The sequence below is a fragment of the Streptomyces acidicola genome (assembly GCF_009377235.1).
In the GTDB taxonomy this organism is placed as follows: Bacteria; Actinomycetota; Actinomycetes; order Streptomycetales; family Streptomycetaceae; genus Streptomyces; species Streptomyces acidicola.
Genome location: NZ_VMNX01000004.1, coordinates 1 through 16194, shown reverse-complemented (window position 1 = coordinate 16194; position 16194 = coordinate 1). Strand labels below are relative to the sequence as shown.

16 protein-coding genes are annotated in these 16194 nt (G+C 69.2%); 9 read left to right on the top strand and 7 right to left on the bottom strand.

Going from position 1 to position 16194, the window contains the following annotated elements; all coding sequences use genetic code 11:
• Positions 1-202 precede the first annotated feature (202 nt).
• From FPZ41_RS46835 to FPZ41_RS02745, 3 genes are all read right to left on the bottom strand, one after another.
• Positions 203-376: a hypothetical protein gene (locus FPZ41_RS46835; protein ID WP_194235963.1), complete on the bottom strand. Its 174-nt coding sequence runs from the start codon at positions 374-376 to the stop codon at positions 203-205.
• Positions 377-491: 115 nt separating this feature from the next.
• Entirely contained in the window at positions 492-1163 is a 672-nt protein-coding gene (locus tag FPZ41_RS02750; RefSeq protein ID WP_322619751.1) for a hypothetical protein, read from the bottom strand.
• Positions 1160-1771 (bottom strand): RNA polymerase sigma factor, encoded by a 612-nt coding sequence (locus tag FPZ41_RS02745; protein ID WP_322619750.1) that lies wholly within the window; start codon positions 1769-1771, stop codon positions 1160-1162. The genes FPZ41_RS02750 and FPZ41_RS02745 overlap by 4 nt, the downstream gene beginning before the upstream one ends.
• A 766-nt stretch (positions 1772-2537) precedes the next feature.
• Here FPZ41_RS02745 and FPZ41_RS47825 point away from each other — a divergent pair.
• From FPZ41_RS47825 to FPZ41_RS02720, 5 genes are all read left to right on the top strand, one after another.
• Positions 2538-2894 (top strand): hypothetical protein, encoded by a 357-nt coding sequence (locus FPZ41_RS47825; protein WP_228022383.1) that lies wholly within the window; start codon positions 2538-2540, stop codon positions 2892-2894.
• 321 nt (positions 2895-3215) lie between these two features.
• Complete coding sequence (locus tag FPZ41_RS02735; RefSeq protein ID WP_194235962.1) at positions 3216-4784, top strand: S53 family peptidase; 1569 nt, start codon at positions 3216-3218, stop codon at positions 4782-4784.
• Between the two features lie 443 nt (positions 4785-5227).
• Positions 5228-5758, top strand: coding sequence for a hypothetical protein (locus FPZ41_RS02730; protein ID WP_152858708.1), 531 nt, complete (start codon positions 5228-5230; stop codon positions 5756-5758).
• Between the two features lie 277 nt (positions 5759-6035).
• Entirely contained in the window at positions 6036-7370 is a 1335-nt protein-coding gene (locus FPZ41_RS02725; RefSeq protein ID WP_152858706.1) for a cytochrome P450, read from the top strand.
• A 382-nt stretch (positions 7371-7752) separates the two neighbouring features.
• Positions 7753-8220 (top strand): hypothetical protein, encoded by a 468-nt coding sequence (locus FPZ41_RS02720; RefSeq protein WP_152858703.1) that lies wholly within the window; start codon positions 7753-7755, stop codon positions 8218-8220.
• Between the two features lie 58 nt (positions 8221-8278).
• Here FPZ41_RS02720 and FPZ41_RS02715 read toward each other — a convergent pair whose 3' ends face one another.
• Positions 8279-9586 (bottom strand): SGNH/GDSL hydrolase family protein, encoded by a 1308-nt coding sequence (locus FPZ41_RS02715; RefSeq protein WP_322619749.1) that lies wholly within the window; start codon positions 9584-9586, stop codon positions 8279-8281.
• A 186-nt stretch (positions 9587-9772) separates the two neighbouring features.
• Between FPZ41_RS02715 and FPZ41_RS02710 the strand changes: the two genes are divergently transcribed.
• Positions 9773-10072 (top strand): hypothetical protein, encoded by a 300-nt coding sequence (locus FPZ41_RS02710; protein WP_152858700.1) that lies wholly within the window; start codon positions 9773-9775, stop codon positions 10070-10072.
• A gap of 35 nt (positions 10073-10107) precedes the next feature.
• Here FPZ41_RS02710 and FPZ41_RS02705 read toward each other — a convergent pair whose 3' ends face one another.
• Complete coding sequence (locus FPZ41_RS02705) at positions 10108-10995, bottom strand: NAD(P)-dependent oxidoreductase (protein WP_152858697.1); 888 nt, start codon at positions 10993-10995, stop codon at positions 10108-10110.
• Positions 10996-11111: 116 nt separating this feature from the next.
• Here FPZ41_RS02705 and FPZ41_RS02700 point away from each other — a divergent pair, with 116 nt between their 5' ends.
• Together FPZ41_RS02700 and FPZ41_RS02695 are read left to right on the top strand one after the other, a co-directional pair.
• Positions 11112-11474, top strand: a complete 363-nt coding sequence (locus FPZ41_RS02700; RefSeq protein ID WP_152858694.1) for a winged helix-turn-helix transcriptional regulator — start codon at positions 11112-11114, stop codon at positions 11472-11474.
• 229 nt (positions 11475-11703) lie between these two features.
• Entirely contained in the window at positions 11704-12252 is a 549-nt protein-coding gene (locus FPZ41_RS02695) for a hypothetical protein (protein ID WP_152858691.1), read from the top strand.
• A 124-nt stretch (positions 12253-12376) separates the two neighbouring features.
• On the opposite strand, the gene FPZ41_RS02690 is transcribed toward FPZ41_RS02695, so the two are convergent.
• Complete coding sequence (locus tag FPZ41_RS02690; RefSeq protein WP_309505165.1) at positions 12377-12973, bottom strand: TetR/AcrR family transcriptional regulator; 597 nt, start codon at positions 12971-12973, stop codon at positions 12377-12379.
• A gap of 170 nt (positions 12974-13143) precedes the next feature.
• Between FPZ41_RS02690 and FPZ41_RS02685 the strand changes: the two genes are divergently transcribed.
• Positions 13144-14103 (top strand): alpha/beta hydrolase family protein, encoded by a 960-nt coding sequence (locus FPZ41_RS02685; protein WP_152858684.1) that lies wholly within the window; start codon positions 13144-13146, stop codon positions 14101-14103.
• Positions 14104-14141: 38 nt separating this feature from the next.
• Here FPZ41_RS02685 and FPZ41_RS02680 read toward each other — a convergent pair whose 3' ends face one another.
• Entirely contained in the window at positions 14142-15827 is a 1686-nt protein-coding gene (locus FPZ41_RS02680) for an SWIM zinc finger family protein (protein ID WP_152858681.1), read from the bottom strand.
• Positions 15828-16194: the final 367 nt, after the last annotated feature.

Genomic DNA, 16194 nt, shown 5'->3' with positions numbered 1-16194 from the left:
CGCGACGATGACGGGTGAACCGGTATGTCGGTCGTGCGGCGACGCTCTCCGGGTGTCACCGCGCGACCGGCATGTCGGAGTACCGGCGTACCGGCGTTCCGGAGGGACAACCCGCGATCAAGATCAGCACCGTCGCACCCGACTCCCGCGGCCGCCCGACGCCGGGAACGGAAAGGGCCAAGCCCCGGAGGTTGGCTCCCGGTCACCAGAGGCGTTCGGCCCACAGGAAAGCGAGTCCGATCAGGCCGGTGCCGATGGCGTAGCAGGCGCCGTGCAGGATCTGGTTGAGCGCCGCGCTCCTACGGCGGGCGCTCTTCGTGCGGCAGTCGGCGAGGCGGTTCGGGCCCCTCCGCGATGGTCGACGGCTAGGGTGCATGGAGGACGTCTCCTTCTGATGGCGTCGTGATGGGGAGCCCTGTCCGGCTCATGGCCTCGGAACCGGTGGCTGGACACGGCTCTCCTCTCCGTCACTGCGTGTGGTGGATGCCGTCTCAGCGGCCTGCGCCGAACTCCTGTAGACGAGCGACCAGTTGGCGGTCGGGCCGGGCAACTATCACGGAAGAGCCCGGTGTGCGCGCGGCGAGCCGGTCGACCTCGCACTCCAGCAGGCCGGTCGGGGCTATCGCACGGGAGCCGTTGGTACGTACGTACCGGGCGAAGAGCTCCAGGCCCTCGATGAACGCGGCGTCCGGCGGGGCGGTGTCGGCCATGGAGTGGGTGAGCTGGTGGAACCAGTGCCACGCCCGCCGCGACTCGCCCATGGAGAGGTGGTACAGGTGCAGGCAGTAGGCGGCGGCGCGGCTGCCCGCGCCTGCGGCGAGCTGCCACCAGAACTGCGCGGACTCCGGATGCCCGGTCAGATACAGCAGGCAGGCGAAGACCAGGGCCCCCTCGACATCCATTTCCTCCCCGGTCAGCGGCCCGCGGTCCGGCCCTTCGGCGATCCTGTCGACGTGTTCGGCGGCGTCGGGCTCGTTCAGCACCCACCGGCACACCACGCCCAGGCGTTGCCCGGCCTGCGCCGCGCGGGCGATCTCCACGGTGGGCGTACGGCGGGATGCGTCCGCGGCAAGACGGCGCAGCGCGGCGGCGACGTCGAAGCGCCGCGGGGCGGAGACGGGAATCTGCGCGTCGGCCAGCAGGGCCTCGATGGTGGCAGTCACGTTCCTTCTCCCTTCTTCTTCGGCTTCTTTCGGTCGTCGGGCAGACCCAGCTTGATCCGCAGACGTTCCTTGCCGCGCCGCAGATGGTGGCCGACGGTGCGCTCGTCGATGCCCACGAACCAGGCGACCTTGGTGGTGGGGTAGCCCAGCAGGTAGCGCAGCACGATCACCTCGAACTGGCGGTTCGGCAGCTCCGCTATTGCCTCGTACAAGCCGCTGGTGGACTCCATCTTCTGCAGCTTGTCCCGGGTGGCGGCCAGGGCTTGGGCGATGGGGCCGTTGATGACGAACGCCGGTGCCCGCCCCTCCAGCTCCAGGCGGTCGTGCACGGCCCGCCGCACGATCGCCCACGCGCCCTGTTCGAGGTTGCCCGCGCTCAGCAGCTCCGTCCAGCCGGCGTGGATCTCCAGGAAGACCTCGTGTATGACCTCTTCCGCGGCCGCGCGGGTGCCGAAGTGGACCTCCGCGTACGCGTGGAAGGCCGTCTGGTGGCCGAGGTAGAAGGCCTCGAAGTCCAGCGGCAGATCCAGCGGCACGAACATCGACTGGGACAGCCCCAGGCCGTACTCCGAAGGCGGGTCGCCCTCCAGGGCGTCGTCGTGGCTCACGCCAGCCTCCCGTCGACAGGGGACATGGGCAGAGATCCTCTCCATTGAGGGTCAGCAGGGAACCGGCACCAACTCGCATGCGCCGATGGCCCGTTGGGTCTGCCCACTACCTAAGTGATTCACGAGGCCGATCACTCATCCCTCCCCCAGAAAAATCACCGAGCGTCCCCAGCCGACAGCACTGTGCAATGTTCAACAAGCGCTGCTAGTGACCCTCCGTATCCCTCTGGCCAGGCGTAATCCGGCCGAGGGACGTGGCGAACAACTCTCCACAATCCCGCCGTGTTCTGCGTCACACCCCCTGTACCTCCGGCGCACTTCCACCACATACCAGCGCGCCTGCCATGCCACGCGCCCCCCAGCACGCCAATCCGCCTAGTCAGCTACATCTCGGCCCTGCCAATACCTGGAATTGTGGCCGTGTTCAAGGCCAGTGGGCGGCCGGTGACAGGATGACCGTGTGATTGAGGATCTGGACGACTGGCCAACCCTGCACGGCTGTTGACCGCTGATCGCGCGGCGGTGCGGGATCACATCGCCGCTGCGAACGGCGCGGAGAGTGTGGGGCACGAGGTCTTCCTGCAAGCCGAAGCGATCTTCGGCGGCGCGGATGTGACGCCGGCCGAGTTCGCCTCCTGGCTGCACTTCGCGGCCAAGGCAACCGGCCATGAGGAGTACGCCGAGCGGATCGCGACGGCCGAACCGGGGATGCCGTGGCGAACCGTGTGGGCGTGGTGGCGGCCGGCCAACTGGTTCATGGCCCAGTGTGACCGCCGAGGACCTGATCGCCTTCGCCGTGTGCGACTATGGCGAGCTGTATCTGCACCGTCACGACGGGTCCGTGCACATCTGGAGCCGGCTGGACGGTCCGGCCAACCAGGTGCTGGTGCCGCTCGCGCCGGACCTCGATGTCTTCACTCGCGTCCTTGAGGCCATCTACCGCTACAGCAACGCCTGCTGGCACCCCTATCCGGTGGAGGAGGACCAGGAGGCAGTGTCGCGGGTGTTCCTTGATGAGATCGACGAACTGGCCCCGGGCCTCCTCGACCCGAACACGCCCGGCGGCATGGTGTGGAGCTGGCTCTACGCAGGCATCACCGAACTGGGCGTAGATGGCTTCTGACGCCTTCCATGCATGACCCCACTGGTTCCCGGGGGCTGACGGCGCCGTACTCCTCTGGCGGAACGACCCCCGGCCCGTACTCCATCCCGCGTACTCCATCCCGAGCAAGCGATGCCCCTATCCAGGTGGCCGGTGCCGCTCCCGGCATGTGATTCCGGCGTCGTCCGGATACGGATGGTGTGCCCCTGCTGGTTCCGCCGGAGACAACGGTCTCCGCTGAGCCAGTCCGGATCGAAGCGCGATGCGAGCGCGGCTGCCGAGTGCGGTACAGGCACCCCACCGTCGGCTTGCTCGAGACCTGTCAGCACCGAGGAGATGACGATGAGTGAACAGCACAGGGTGCTGGTGGGGAGCGCCCGCCCGGCCAAGGCCGACGCGACCCGGGTGAGGGACGCGGACCCTGAGGCGCCAGTGAAAGTGACCGTCTCCCTGCGCGGGAAGGTGGCCACCGAGGGGGTCCCGAACGAGCGGCGCGAGGACGCCGAGAAGACGAAGACGGTACTCGAGCGGTACGGCCTCACCGTCGACGACGTCAGGCTGCAGCCCGGCAGCATCGAGGCGAGCGGCTCGGTGTCCGCCATGAATGCCGCCTTCCACGCGGACCTCGGCATCTACCGCAGTGCCGAGCAGGGCGAGTTCCGCGGCCGCGAGGGCGAGCTGAAGATCCCGGCCGAACTCGACGGAATCGTGACCGGTGTCTTCGGGCTGGATCAGCGGCGGGTGGCCCGGCGCGCCGTCACCAAGGGCTCGGGCTTCATGGGAACGTTCACACCGGACGATCTCGAAAAGCAGTACAACTTCCCGGCCGGCCACGGGGAGGGGCAGAAGATCGGCATCGCCGAGTTTCCCGGCGGCTACTTCGACGACGATCTGCAGGCCTTCTGCACCGGGCACAACCTGCCGACGCCCCAGGTCACCGTGGTGCCTCTGGGCTACAACCCGCCGCGAAGCCTTCAGGCCCTCCGGCAGTTGCCGGCCCAGCAGATGCGGGACGCGGCAGAGGGTCTGCCCGAAGTGATGATGGATGTGCAGATTATCGCCGGTCTCTGCCCGGAGGCCCAGATCTCGGTCTACTTCGCCCCGTTCAGCCAGAAGGGGTGGATCGATCTGCTCGACCAGGTCATCGCCGACAGGCCGGTGTGCCTCTCCGTCAGCTGGGGTTTCCCGGAGGACGATCCCGACTGGGCACAGATCGGCCCAGCCGAGATCGACAAGCGCCTCGAAGGTTTGGCGAAGCTCGGCATCACGGTCTGTGTCGCCTCCGGCGACGACGGATGCGGGGACGGGCTGGCGGACGGGCGGGCGCATGCCGACTTCCCCAGCGTCAGCGCGTTCGTACTGGGTGTCGGCGGCACGATGATCGACACGTCCGGCCAGGAGGTGGCCTGGTGGCAGGCGCCCGGTCACCGGACCAACACGGTCGGCGGCACCGGCGCGAGTGGAGGAGGCGTCAGCGCCCTGGTCCAACGCCCTGAGTGGCAACAGCAGATCCAGGTGGACTCTCTGAACCCGGACGGCATCAAGGGGCGGGTCGTGCCGGACGTGGCGGCACTCGCCGGCCCACCCGGGTACGACCTGACGCTGCTGGGCAAACCCGCCCCCAACGGCGGCACCAGCGCAGCCGCCCCAGTGTGGGCTTCCATGATCGCCCGCGTCAACGCCTCGCTGCCGGCGAGCAAGCAGCAGCGATTCCTCACGCCGCTGCTCTACCGGAGCGGCTCCAACGGCCGTCCTCTCGCGCGGGCCGCCTGTCGCGACATCGCGACCGGCCATGACAACCGCTCCCATCCGCCGGCGATGGGCTACCCGGTGACAGCCGGGTACGACGCCGTCACCGGCTGGGGCGTACCCGACGGCGTAGCCCTGCTGAAGGCACTGCAGAACTCCTAGTACTCCAGTTGAAGTTGGCTGTCAGCGCTGGTCAGGAGCCTGTTCCCGAGTGTCGGGAGCTGATGGGCCGTCATGGGGTGAGATTGGTGTTCGTCGGCGCGCCACTTGTAGCGGCGGCGTGTGGCGGTGGCGGCGTGTGGCAGTGGCCTGGTGGCGACGAGGGCCCGCACGACACCGCCGCCGGGCTCCCTCAGTCCCAGACGGACCCCTCGGTCACCCTGAGGGTCGCGGCGTCGTGCACCGTTGCGAGGAGCGGGCGCACGTCATCGTGTACAACCCTTCGGCCGCCCCGCAGGTCTCACCATATGTCCGAAGCATTCCCGGTCATCCGGAAACCGCCGCTTCGCGCAACTTGGACCTGCGCCGACCACGCACGACGTATTTGCGTGTTTCCCGCCACGGACGTTGCGCCTTGGCCAACACCACACCAGGGGGATCTCACCATGCGTTACCTGAAGACCGCCGCCGTAGCCTTGAGCTGCGCCTTCGCGCTCATCCCGGCCGGAATCGCCTCCGCCGGAACCGGCCCCGCGCCCGCTCCTGGCTCACCCGCCACCAAAGCGGCCACGTCCACCGCGCCGTCCCCGGCCGGGAACCCGGCAAGCACGCGGGCGCAGGCCGCCGGGGTGTGCACGGACGCCTACCAGATCGGCACCACCGGCTACGTCACCCGCAGCGGCAAAACCATCGCTTCCGTCAAGCAGTTCTACTCGCCGTCCTGCGCCGAGAACTACGGCTACGTCTGGGTCTGGCAGAGCTTCCGCGACATCGCCGGAGACTACGACGTCACCGCCGCCGTCTACAGCTACTCGCGGGACGAGATCCTGGGGAAGCGCTCCTGGACCAACACCACCGCCCAGGAGTTCTGGTCCAACGGCACCAGCACAGTCACCGAGTGCACGGCCGCGACGGGCTCCGTACGGGCCGCCGGCGACCCCGCACCCGTCTCGGGCCACTCCAACAAGCGCTGCTGAGCCCACCTGGTGACAGCGGCGGCACGGCCCACGGGACCCGCCCCGGTCCCCTCCCGCCGCCGCTGTTCACCGCCCGCGACGCTCATGGCCGTTGTTCTTCCAGGGTCCGGCCGCGTGGCTCAGGGGCTGCGGAATCCAGGCACGCCCGGACTGCGACCGCCCAGAGGCAGACTGTCACCAGATGTGGCTACTCCCGTACAGTCCGTGGTGCCAGCGCTCAGTCCGTGGTGCCAGCGCTCCGTTACGGCCGAGCCCAGCGGTTGACCAGGAGAAGAGCATGAACCCCGAAGCCACTCCCGACTCCTTTCGTGACGTTCCCGGAACAGAGCGGCCGGTCCCCGAAGCCGAGCCGGGGCTCGTGGAGCGGTGGCGTTCACAGGGAGGCGAACTGGTCGAGTTGCTGTCCCAGGTGCGCGAGCGGTTCGGCGTCGTCGTCTCGTTCCGTCTCGGGCCGGCCCCCACTGTTCTCGTCACCGAGCCGCAGGCGGTCCAACATGTACTCGCCCGTCACCCGGAGCGGTATGTCAAGCGTTCCCACCGTGCCCGTCTACTGATCGGCGACGGTGTCCTCGCTGCCGGCGGTGCGGCGTGGAAACGGCAACGCCGCCTGTTGCAGGCCCAGTTCACCGGTACGGGAATGCGCCGCTACGAACAGCGGATCACCGAGGCTGCCCGGACCGCCGCCGGGCGCTGGGGCGAGTACGCCCGTACCGGGCAGACCCTCGATGTCGGGCAGGAGATGCGCAGCTTCGCCCTGGACGCCATCTGGCGCGCCCTGACCGGGCACCCTCTCGACGACGAAACCGAGCGCGAAGTGGGCGCCGTGGCAACGGTGGCGGCGGCCCTTCCCACTCTGCCCGCTGATGTCACCGACGCCCACGACGCCGTCGCCGCCGATCTCGCCCGGATCGATGCGATCGCCCGGCACGCCATCGAGGCCGCCCGCAGCGGGGCGGTCGGCCCCGACGGCCCCGACCTGCTGCACGTCCTGATCGACGCCGCCAACGAACGCCCCGAGTACACCGACCGGTTGATCCGTGATGAGCTGGTCACTCTGCTCGTGGCCGGGCACGAGACCACCGCCACCACCCTGACCTGGCTCTATCTACTCCTCGACCGGCACCCGGCCGCCCGCGAACACGCTCTCACCGCCGGTGGTGAAGGCTCGGCACAACGCCGCCAGGCGATCCAGGCCCTGGTCCACGAGACGCTCCGGCTCTACCCGTCCGCCTGGATCCTGCCCCGCCACGCCACCGAGGACGACATCCTCGCCGGCGGCTACGCGGTCGAGGCGGGCACCGACATCCTGATCAGCCCGTACCTCACGCATCGCGATCCCGAACTGTGGCCAGACCCCGAGCACTTCGACCCGCGTCGCTTCATCACCCCGGACAGCCGACCCACCCACCCAGGCGCCTACTACCCCTTCGGCCTCGGTCCCCGCGCCTGCCTCGGTCTGCAATTCGCGCTCCGTGAATCGACCGTCCTTCTCGAACACCTGCTTCCGGTGCACACGGTGGCCTTCCACTCCACCCCCACGAAGACGCTGTACGGCATCACCGTCCGCCCCGACGGCCCCACCCCCGCAACCCTGGAACCGCCACGCACCTGAAACGGGCCGTGCCAGGCACGGCACGGGGACGCCGGCGGCGCATACCCCAGGACATCGTGCAGGGCCGGGGATCGAGCAAACGGCCAAGCCGCGGATGTTTCCGTGCCCGGAGCCTGATGGGACCTCAACGCCCTTGGGGCCTGCTGATCCTGTTCGGCCCCGAATCCGATCGTCACCTCGCCGACGACTGCAACGGTGTCCGCTTCCGGTGGCGCTTCCCCGCCGAGCCCGCCACTTGCGCACCCGGCTCCCGCGCCACCTCACCTCCCTGCGAGGCAGCAGCCGACCGGTAGCCGTACAACCCCTGGGCCATGCCGCCCGTCTTCACCACCGAAGGGAACAATCCGACCTTCCATCCCAACTCGCTCCAACGGGGGATCACATGAGCTTGCCTCGCACACACGCCCGCCGCGGCGCGGCCGCAGCGCTCACCGTCCTGATGGCAGCTGTCCTCGGAGGCACCGGTGCCGGCGCCTCGAACGCGAACACGAACGCGGACGCGGACGCGGACGCGCAGCAGACACGACAGATCGCCTCTTCTGTCCTCGGAACCGACTACAAGATCACCCTGACCGCGCAGCGTTCGACGGAGGACGAGTACGCCGCCTCTGTGCTCCTCCAGGTCTACACACGGGCGGGTGGCGCCTGGAAGGAGTCGGACCGCGTGACCGTGGGCGACGTGAACGGCTGGTTCTGGTATCCGCTCACGGGCACCGGTGCCGTCTGCCAGTTCTCGACCGCCGGCACCGAGCCCGCCCCGCTCACCGTGAGCCTGCTGCTCACACCGTCCCTCGGCTGCTCACAGCCGACAGACTTCGTCGTGAAGCAGGGCAGGGTGTACGCCGCCTGAGCCACCCGCCACGCAGCTCACCCCGAGGCGCCCATCACCACCGCCGCACTGGGAGCGATCAGCGGAACAGGTGCAGCGGTACCGCCCGGGCCATCGCGGCCATGCCTGCGTCGTTCGGGTGGAGGTGGTCGCCGCTGTCGTACGCCGGAAGCAGTCGGCCGGGGTGCTCGGGGTCGCGTACCGCGGCGTCGAAGTCGACGACACCGTCATAGGCGCCGCTGGTGCGGATCCACTGGTTCACGGTCTGCCGGGCCGCCTCCCGCCCGGGCGTGTAGAAGTTCAGGGTGTCGCCCTCGAAGGGCAGGATCGTGGCGCCGAAGATCTTCAGCCCGTGATCGTGGGCGCGCTGGATGAGCTTCCGGTACCCGGCGATGAGGTCCGCGGCCGTGACTTCCTCATCGGCGGGGGCGATGTTCCCAGGGTGGCCGAGGTCGTTGACGCCGATCAGGACGATCGCGTAGCGGGCGCCCGGCTGGGAGGTGACGTCGCGGTCGAAGCGCTTGAGACCGGCCTCGCCGAAGTACGCGGCGAACGTCTCGGCCGGATTGCCCGTGGGCGGGTTCGGGTCGCGCAGCAGGCGGTTGCCCCCGATGCCGGTGTTCAGGACGCCGATCCGGGCCAGTGCGGGGTCCTGGCGAAGGCGCTCGGCCAGCAGGTCCGGCCAGCGGTGGTTGGCGCCGGTCTCCGTGACGGCTCCGTCGGTGATCGAGTCCCCGAAGGCGACCAGGGAGGAGCGTGCGGCGCCGCCGGTCACGCTCACCCCGGACAGGAAGTACCAACTCGCCGTGGTCGTGGTCGGCTCCACGCTCGGCTTGCCCGTGACGTTGCCCGCGGCGACGTACGTCCGCTCGAAGGCACTGGAGTGGACGGTCGTGGCGCGCGTCCGGTGCGGGAGGTGGAAGCTGACGACCAGGTCCGCGGCGGCTGGGGTGCGCAGGGCGACCGGGTCGCTCCAGCGCCGCTCGCCCGGTGCGAGGGTGACGGACGGGCGGCCGCCGAAGCGCAGGACGCGATCGCTGTCCGGCACGATCTCGGTGCCCGTCGGTCCGTCGGCGCCGAGCGCGAGGCGTGCCTCGCCGACGACCAGAGGCTTCGTGCCGTACTCGTTGGTCAGTCGGACCCGGACCCTGTGTCCGGGGACACTGGTGTGCACGATCTGGCGGACGGTCTGGTCCGTGAAGACGGTGTCGATACTGGCCGGAACTCCGCTCACCCCGGACGCCCAGGTGCCGGTCCAGGCCCCGTCCGAGCCCGGCGGCGCGGCGGTCGAGGGGTGCGTGGCCAACAGAGCGAGCAGTCCGGTGAGCAGGGCGGCGGTGAGGGCGAGCAGAGTGCCTGGAGTGCGGCGGGGCATGCGTGCGAACACGGGCCGTCGTTCCTTCCGTGTGCGGGACGGGACTCGGAAACCAGGGACCAGGTGTGAGCATGTCAGCTTTGGTCGGCGCAAGGTGCCCGAACGTATGCTCTCGACCGTCGCCATGGCCGGTTCCGGCACCGCTCACGAGGCAACGATGCCGCCTTGGGACAGTTCTCCGACTGGCAGGATGAAGCCATGGCGAAAAACCAATCGCTCGCACTCGAAGGACCGAGGCCGCGCTCTCACATAGAACGCAACGGCAAAGAGCTCTCCTTCGTCGTAGAGCAGATGTCGAACGACTACCTCGACATGTGCGCGCCCCAGGCCGCCATCGAAGCACTCAGCCCCGACGACGATCCCCGGTCCTTCCGCTGCGTCGACCACGGCCCCGATTTCCGCCCCAAGTCCATCGACGATGTCATGGTCCTGGCCACGGCCGAGCAGCGCGAAGGCCTCCTCCAGCACCTCGGCAGCACGTTCGAAGAACCGTGGTGAGCGGTACCGTCCCAGTGCTTCAAGCGGTCGATCGGTCAGTGCACCAGTAGGTCGATCACGCCCGTCAGGCCCTCCTCGCCGCTGCCTTCGGACAGGCGGCGGCGCATCAGCTCGAAGTAGGGGCTGAGCAGTTCCGGGCTCACGCCCTGCCCCTCGGCGGTGCTCACGAAGGTCGGCATACCGGCCACCTGCATCGCGAGATGGGAGACGACGCCCTTGGTGTAGTCGCCGCTTCGCAGTTGGCCGGCGGTCTGGTGAACCGACGGGGCCATCGCGACGAGCCAGTCGGCGAGCAGCGGAGCGAGCGAGGCGGGGTCGATGTCCTCCTTGCGGATCAGGGCGAAGGCATGTGCGGCTCCGGCGAACATCCCGTACATGGCGCTGAGCAGGGCCACGTCGTACAGGGCCGCAAAGCCCGCGTCCTCGCCGACGTACCTGGTGCCGACCGGAACGCCCAGAGTCTCCTGGTGCCGCTCGAACAGCTCCCGCGAGCCGCTGTAGAAGACGTAACCGCCGGCTTCAGGGACGCCGATCATCGGGGGGACCGCCATGATCCCGCCGTCCAGGTAGCGGGCGCCGCGCTCGCGGGCCCACTCGGCGCGAGCGCGGGCCTGAGCAGGGGTGCTGGTGGTCAGGTTGACCAGGTCCCTGCCGGCCAGGTCGGTGCCGGCCAGTGCCTCGTCGACCGAGGCGTCGTCCAGCAGGCAGGCGATGACGAGGCTGTTCGCTGCGACGGCTTCGGCGGCGCTGTCAGCGGCCCTGGCGCCTTCGGCGGCGAGCACCGCGGCGCGGGCCGGGGTGCGGTTCCAGACGGCGAGCGGGTGGCCGGCGGCAAGCCAGGTACGGGCCAGCGCGGTGCCCATCGCGCCGAGGCCGAGGATCGTGACGGAGGTCCTGGTCTTCTCAACGGTGTTCTGTGTCATGCCGATCAGGCTGGTCACAGGCCCGGAGATGATCAAGTACGTACTTCGGAGTGGGTGGTTACCTTGGGGTTAGCGAGCACGTCGGAAGGGTGCCGACGGATGCGGAAGGGTGGGGTATGGCAACGCTGAACCGGCCGGGCGCACCGGACGGACACGTCTGCGGGATCGACATGGCGATGGAGGTCATCGGCGGCAAGTGGAAGGTGCTGATCCTCTGGGCGCTCCATGAGCAGCCTTTCCGCCGTTTCGGCGAGCTGCGGCGGCTGCTTCCGGGGATCACCGAGAAGGTGCTGGCGTCGCACCTGCGCGAGTTGGAGGCGGACGGCATCGTGCACCGCGTCTCCTACGACGAGGTGCCGCCCCGCGTCGAGTACTCGCTGACCGACGACGGCAGGCGCCTCAACGACGCACTCCAGCCACTGGCCGCCTGGGGCCGTGAGCGGTCGATCGCTCACGGCATGGAGGAGAGGGCGGGCTAGGGTCTGTTGGGAACGTGCTGTTCACAGCAATTTGTTGAGGACTGAGGCTGCGACCGGCACGATCTGCCCGGAGAGCCGTTGCCTCACTCACGACAGTATCGCCGCCGGTTCACCCTCCTGGGTGTACGTCCCTGTCCTTCCTGCTGTCGCAGCGCCCGACGCCGCTGGCAAGAGGGAAGACTGGCCGCTGAACACCGAACCAGGCACGCCGGAATGGCAGGGAAGCACCATGACCACGACGACATCGACACGCAGGCGGCGAGGAGAGCGTTCGTATCAGTGGGGAACGGGCATCGTGGTCGCGGCACTGGTCGCCCTGACGATGACCGGCTGCAGCCCGGACGAGGGAGACGAGGCGTCCTCACCCAATTGGTGGACCTCCAAGTCCCCTTCCGGGCAGCCCTCTTCGGGGGAGCCACCGGTGTCGGCGGCGGACGGGCGTGGTGTCGGCGCCTGCGCGGATGGCAACTGCGAGATCGCGGTATCCGAGCCGGTGACGATCCGTTTCCAGGGCCCGGCCGGTCCGGCGACGCTGTCCGTGACCGAGGTCGGCGCGAACAAGGTCGAATACACGGTGCGGTCGGGCCACAGCCAGTCCAAGGGTGGAGCGACCGGAACCGGGCAAGGGTGCATCACGGTCCTCCGCAGCAACGGGGGCGACCATTCCTGCGGTGGCCTGGTGAACGCCACCCGCCCGAGCCCCCAGCCCGGCGCGGTGGTGATCCAGGCCACGACCGGCGAGGACGGCACGGCGATCCTCCACGTTGTCTCCGACTGACGGCACGGGCGCTCGACGCCAGGACGGAGCGAACGGCAGGACGGACCAGCGCCAGGACCAAACGGCAGGAAGGTCCAACGTCCGGGCTCGCCAGCACGGCCCGAGGGTGGGTCCAGTACGTGGCTCAGGACGACTGCGGTCGCTGTAGTCCCTGAAGCAGCAGTTCGACCAATCGGCGGGGGTCGTAGCGGGGATCACTGTCACGTCCGATGCAGAGGTTGCCGATACCGCGCATCAGTTCGTAGGCGTGCGTACCGGGCCTGACTTCACCGGCGTCGACCGCGGCGTCGAGCAACTGCTCACAGACGGGCACCAGGCGGTCGAGGAAGTAGGCGTGCAGCGCCTCGAAGCCGCTGCTGTCCGATTGCAGCGCGTTGGCGAGTCCGTGCTTCGTGACCAGGAAATCCACGAAGAGGTCGACCCACTGACGGAGTGCCGCGAGCGGGGAGCCGGCACTGTCCAGCAGGTTCGGGCCGGCCTCGGCGCATGCCTCGACCTGGTGGCGGTAGACGGCGACGACGAGATCAGCCCGAGTCGGGAAGTGGCGGTAGATCGTCCCCATCCCGACGCCCGCCCTGGCCGCGATCTCACGGATCGGCGCGTCGACGCCGGAGGTGACGAACACCTCAGCGGCAGCGGCGAGCAGCGTCTGCTGGTTGCGCACCGCGTCGGCCCGCTTGCTTCGGGCCGGCACCTCCCCGGACTGGCTTTCAGGGGACACAGTGCTCTCCTTCCGACGGCCATTGACGAAACGGAACACTGTTCCGTATATTAATCGGAACAACGCTCCGGTTCAGCTTAGCTGAAGCCGGACGCTCCTGACCGCCTCCCCCGCCGCCGGCCGAATGAGACCGGCAGCAGAGGCAGAGGCCCTCGAAAAGGACACGCACCATGACTGAACCGGCTTACACAGCCGACCCCTCCAGCTCGCCCACTCCCGTCCTCTCGGTCAGTCCGGTAGTGCTGCCGACTCCCGGCCGGGCCGTGGACCTGCAGCTACGAGTCTCCGCGCCCGTGACCGGGAACGATCTGCCAGTCATCCTCCTCTCGCACGGCCAGGGCTACTCGAACCACCTCTCCTCACTGAACGGCTACGCTCCCCTCGCCAACTTCTGGGCGGCGCACGGCTTCGTCGTGATCCAGCCCACCCATCTGAGCTCCAGGACGCTGAGCCTGGATCCCGATACCCCCGGGGCGCCTCTGTACTGGCGATCACGGGCCGAGGACATGCAGCACATCCTCGACCGGCTCGACGAGATCGAGGCCGCCGTCCCGCAACTCCTCGGGCGCCTGGACCCCAGCAGGGTCGCCGTGGCCGGGCACTCGATGGGCGGGCACACCGCGAGCCTGCTACTGGGCGCCCGGCTCACCGATCCCGACGACGGTACGGAAGCGAACCTGGCCGACTCCCGCATCAAGGCGGGTGTACTGCTTGCCGCGCCCGGCCGGGGCGGTGATGCCGTCACCGAGTTCGTGGCCGAGAACTATTCGTTCTTCCTGACCACGGACTTCTCCACGATGACAACGCCCGCGCTCGTGGTCGCCGGCGACAAGGACAGCTCTGCCCACCTGACGGTCCGTGGCCCGGACTGGCACACCGACCCGTACTTCCTCTCCCCCGGCCCCAAATCACTGCTCACTCTGTTCGACGCGGAGCACGGGCTCGGCGGAGTCGCCGGATACGACGTCGCCGAGACCACGGACGAGAACCCCGAACGAGTGTCCACAGTTCAGCGGCTCACCTGCGCCTACCTCCGCTCCGAGCTCTACCCCGGGGATTCCGCCTGGCAGGCGGCGCGTGACGCGCTGACGGCCGACCCCAACCCGCTCGGACGAGTCGAGTCCAAGTAAGCCGCCAGCCTCAAGCTGCAAAAGCACCGTCTCGTGGCTCACAGACTGTGCTCGTCCATCAGACGCATCAGGTTCCGCTTGCGTTTCTGGGCGGTGCGCAGGACGGTGACATACCCGGTGAAATCGTCCGGCGTGCCCAGGCGGCGGTGGCAGTCCCGGATGCTCAGCAGCAGGCTGACAAGCCGCTCGTAGACCGTGTTGCCGGTCTCCCGGGTCAGCGGCTCGGCCAGGCGCAGGTAGACGCCGAGCGCGTCGGCGGGACGGGTGGCCCGGGCCTGGTCGGCGAGGGCGAGCCACTGCCGGTCGTGGGCGCCGGTGTCGGTGGCGGCCTGCCAGGCGGCATCGACGTCCTCGTCGTCGAGCAGGGCGTCCACCAGGACGGACCTGCCGTACGGACCCTGTTGCCACCGCCCTGTGTCGGTCCGCAGCTGGGTCAGTGCGCCCTCGCGCTCGGCAGGCCAGCAGTCTGCGGCACGCGCGGCGGCGCGCAGTTGCTGGTACGTGAGCAGGGAGCGGCGGGCGCTGAAGTGGTCACGGCGCAGGGCGACGGCGTCGGGGTGCCGGGCCGCCTGTGCGTAGCGGTCGCACAGGTAGTCGATGAGTGCGGTGTCGACGGCGGAGAGCTCCCGGGCATCCCTGGCCTCCCCGATGCCGCGTTCCGCCCAGCTCAGGGCCTCGTCGGGGCGCCGGGCGGTGTCCAGCTCGCGGGCGATGAGCAGGTGCGTATGGCCGTTCGGCGAGAGGTCGGCCGCGTGCACGGCGATCACCGCGTCGACATCACCGCCCGCCTTGGCCAGACGCTCCATCAGGTACTTCTCCGCCCAGCCGCGGCGGTTGCCCTGCCATGCCTCGACCGCCAGCCTCCGCAGAACGGCCATTCCCTCTTCACCGAGGATGTCCTCGTAGTCGAGCGGATCAAGATCGGTGAGGCCGTCGTCCATGTCGCCGAGCGCGTGGCCGACCAGCCAGCGGGCCAGTTCCTCCGGGTCGGGGTGCGCCTCGCGGCACGCGTCGAGGTGCGCGGCGGCGAGGTCAGCGCCGACCTCGCCGAGCCGGCCGTCGGAGTCGTCGACGCTCTCGACCGCCTCGGCCAGCAGTCGCATCGCCTCACGCGCCAGAGTGATCGCGTCCACCGCACGGCTGGAACCGGTGAGCCCGCGGATCGCGGAAATTGCCTGCCCTGCCTGATCGGCATAGGCGCGGGCATCGGCGTACTCGACGTACCCGTACTGTGCGAAGGCGCCGATGTCGAGCAGATCACGGATACGGGCTCGGACTGTGGCGAGATCCCCTCGGGCGCTCGCGACCCGCAGTTCCATACGGCGCCGCAACTGCGGGTCCTCGCCGATCTGTTCCCGCACCAGAGCGAGCAGTTCGTCCTTGGACAGCGCGGACAGCCACCCATCGAGGTCCTGTGCACGGTCCCGGGCCGCCTTCCGCTGCCGCGGCAGACTCTCCCGTTGGGCGAGCATTGTCAGCCCGAGGGCGACCAGGTGCTTGCAGAAGTTGCCCTCCATGCCGTACGGGCAGTCGCACTCACCGGACAACCCGCCGGCTCCCTCCAGCGTCAGCTGCACCTCGTACCGTTCCGTACCGTGAACGCTCGCGGTGACCCAGCCGTCACCGACCTCGACCCCGGAGACAGCGTCGACGTATCCACGCCCACGCTCGAAGGAACGGGCACCGGCCAGCGTCTTGAGGTTCGCCTCGGTGAGGCCGCGCATATCTCTTGTTCCGCCCTGCCTTGGATGTGCACCTGATGGCCCGCCAGCTTAGGGGAAGCCACGTGCCGACGGCAGTGCCGATACATGCGCCGGCATGGGCGGTGGCCAGCAGCGGGGGCTCGTCGTCATGGCCGCGTAGTACCTGACGGTGGGTGCTCCAAGCCGTCAAGGACCGCCTCCCGAACGCCGTCGTCCTGATCTCCCCGTCCGGGTGGCCGAACGCCATCTCAGCGGCCATCGCCCGAAGTGGGCTGCATATAGGACTAGTTGCCACTCTGTGGCACGGAGCTGTGCAGCTCCGGAGCCCTCTGGTACGGTCCACAGCCTCGCCGGCGGCCCGCGCGACCCCGGCCCGACCTGCCCCGCC